Below are 1,959 nucleotides of genomic sequence, written 5' to 3' on the forward strand. Positions count from 1 at the left end.
AACAGAGCTGAATCGCATGATGCAATTTCTTTCTGGCTATGGGGTGTTGAGGGACGCCGATGGCCGGCGTCCGCTCTGCCAGGCTCGACCGGCACCCTGCATGTCGCAACTTTTAGTGCACTGACGACTTCAGAGTGTGATGGCGCCGGGTGCCTCAACTGGGCAGCCCGCTCGGCGTCGATACCTACGTGGACGTCAGGCAGCAGCTCCCTGGGGCGGGGGTTGTCGGCTGCCGTGTCGGTGGGGACGACGACCCGCGTGGTCTCGCGTGCGATCCGGTGCTCAAAGGCGGCGGACGATGTCGCGGCGGCTCTTGCCTTCGGCGATGCGTCGCTCCAGGCAGCCCCGGGTGCCGGATTCCATCGCGAGCGTCCGGTGCGCGTGCGGCCGGCTGCCCGCCGGCCGACGGTCCTTTGGGAGAACACGTCGACGACGAAGGCCACATGGACCGTGCCGGGCCCGGACCAGGGCCACGTCATGCTCGCGAAGTGACCCGATTCGTGGAGGTTCGAGCAGCCCGGGTGTTTCGAGGACGGTGTAGGCCGTGGAACGCAAGCAGGCACGGCTTCCGAGTGATCACGAGGTGTCGAGCCCCTGATCACCGCAACGCAAGACCGTGCCTGCGCTCTCCTCATCGCCCGTCCCTGCCGGAGTGGGCCAACTTTCTGTCACCGCAGCGCCGTCAGCAGCGGACCCGTCGGGCCTGTCAGCCCGGCTGGCGGCCGTCCCGGATCCCCGTCGTACCCAGGAAAGGCGCCACACGCCGGTATTCGTCCTGGCCTTGGCCGCCTGCGCGGTCCCGGCCGGAGCCCGGTCCTTGGCCGCGATCACGAAGTGGGCTGCCGACGCACCTCCCAAGCCGCTGCTTCGTCCCGGTGGAGGCCTGCGAGACCCGGACACCGGCCCCGCTGCCCCGCGGGGGGCCACCGTCCGGCGCGTGCTCCAGCGAGTCGACGGCGATGCGCTCGACGCCGCGATCGGAGCCTGGTCCACCGACCGCGCCCCGCTGAACAGCCCCGACCAGCTGTGGCCGTGGACGGCAAGACCGTGCGCGGGGCGGTCCGCGCCGACGGCACCCAGGTCCAGTTGTCGGCCGCGATGAACACCGCCGGCCCGGTACCGGCCCAGCGGGAGGCGGAGGCGAAGGGCAACGAGATCAGGGTGTTCCAACCGTTGCCCACCCCGCTCGACCCGGCCGGGACAGTGGTCACCCTCGACGCCCCGCACACCCGGCACATCCACGCGAGATTCCCCGCCGAAGAGAAGAACGCGCACGTCATCGCCCCGATCAAGGGCAACCACCCGACCTCGCACCACACGCACAAGCGCCTGCCCCGGCGTGACATCCCCATGCAGCAGCGCACCCGCGCCACCGCCCACGGCCCCGACGAGATCCGCCGCGTCAAGACCCGCACCGCCATCCGCGGAATCGACTTCCCCCACACCTCCCGGGCCATTCAGATCGCGCGCCGTCGCCGGACCGCCACCACCGGCCAGAACAGCATCGAACGCGTCCACGCCGTCACCAGCCTGACCGTCAGACAGGCCGAACCGGCCGAAATCGCCCAGCACGTCCGTGAGCACCGGGGAATCGAGAACAAGATCCACCACGCCAGGGACATGACCCACGGTGAAGACGCCTCCCGCGTCCCCACCGACACCGCGCCCCACGCCATGGCCACGCTGCGGAACCTCGCCACCGGCGCACTCCGCCTCACCGACCACCGCAACATCGCCGCCGGCCTCCGCCGCCACGCCCCCGACGCCCGCGACGCCCACCGGACTCTCACCACCCTGGACATCACGTGCTCAAACCGGACACTCCGCGAAAACGACACCGCCCTGGCCAGCAGCCGGGGATGGTGATGGTGATGGTGATGGGGAATTGTGCGAGCAGGCCCGGCCCGCGCCTGAACGCGATGATGGGGAATTTCAGCGATCACCCTCGATCGCCTCACT

Annotated in this window: 2 protein-coding genes; both read left to right on the forward strand. The window is 70.0% G+C overall.

What is annotated here, in order from left to right; genetic code table 11:
* Positions 1 to 652 precede the first annotated feature (652 nt).
* A complete protein-coding gene (locus tag AB0P35_RS42020) occupies positions 653 to 1,102 on the forward strand; it encodes a transposase family protein (protein WP_363521868.1) in 450 nt (149 codons plus the stop codon).
* Positions 1,033 to 1,866: an ISAs1 family transposase gene (locus tag AB0P35_RS42025; RefSeq protein WP_363521865.1), complete on the forward strand. Its 834-nt coding sequence runs from the start codon at positions 1,033 to 1,035 to the stop codon at positions 1,864 to 1,866. Before AB0P35_RS42020 ends, AB0P35_RS42025 begins: the two co-directional genes overlap by 70 nt.
* Positions 1,867 to 1,959: the final 93 nt, after the last annotated feature.

The sequence above is a fragment of the Kitasatospora sp. NPDC085879 genome (assembly GCF_040686255.1).
In the GTDB taxonomy this organism is placed as follows: domain Bacteria; phylum Actinomycetota; class Actinomycetes; order Streptomycetales; family Streptomycetaceae; genus Kitasatospora.